Genomic DNA, 980 nt, shown 5'->3' with positions numbered 1-980 from the left:
GTAGCTTTCTGATCACCCTATGGCGTCACATGGAAGATGAGAGTGGTGGCTTTCTCAGCCATCCACTGAAACTAGGTACTTTTTCAATGATGTGTCACGCGATCATTTCTGCTGGCAACCTTCGGCGGGGATTGTTGAGAAGCGCGCGATTTATCGCGCTGGTTAGTGATGATTTGAAGATCAAGCTTGAGGAGTCGGGTGACGAAGCGCGCCTTGCCTTTGAGTGGTCCAATGCCTTGGATGTCGACGATGCATTTTTGACAACGTCCATGTTCATCATATGGGTTCGACTTTCATGTTGGATGGTAGACAGGCCGTTATTACTTGATCGTGTTGAGTTCCAATTCGACAAGCCAGAATATGCGGACGAGTTCGATTTAATGTTTCCCTGTCGGCATGTATTTTCTCAGAAACGCAATCTCATTGCGTTTAATCGAAGAATGCTGGCCTTACCGATTAAACAAGACAGCTATGCTCTGACGGATTTCCTCAATCACGCGCCGCAGTCTTTGTTGACCCAATTTCGTGCCGACGACAGCGTAACGGCGCAAGTGAGACGTGTCTTGAATGATGCAAGCGCTGCGGCTGACCCAGACTCTTGGGGGCACACAACGCTGACTTTCGATGATGTGGCAGACAAGCTTGGTTCAACCACGCATACTCTTCGGCGCCGCTTGAAAGAGGAAGGTCATAGCTTCCAGGAAATTAAAGATAGTTTGCGCAGAGAGAAAGCGTTAGAACTGCTTGAGCATGGCGAGCTTACCATTCAGCAAATATCCGATACTTTAGGCTTCTCGGAGGCCGCGGCGTTTAATCGGGCTTTTAAAAAGTGGACCGGTAATTCCCCGTCCTCTTATCGCGACTAAAGGCCTATCTCCAAGCGGGTAACTTAGACTCGTTATGTAGCCACTTAACAAAGAATTAATCCAAATAACAATAACTTACCTTCCACAGTGCGCACCTTCATGTTGTGCAAGAAA

Annotated in this window: 1 protein-coding gene; it reads left to right on the top strand. The window is 47.9% G+C overall.

The features are described 5' to 3' along the window. Positions 1–866: AraC family transcriptional regulator (locus tag A3750_RS01445; protein WP_156498300.1), on the top strand; the 866-nt coding region annotated here is incomplete at its 5' end. Positions 867–980 lie beyond the last annotated feature (114 nt).

It is taken from the genome of Oleiphilus sp. HI0079 (assembly GCF_001635105.1).
The sequence above is the reverse complement of the archived record's forward strand: the minus strand, read 5'-3'. Positions and strand labels throughout refer to the sequence as shown.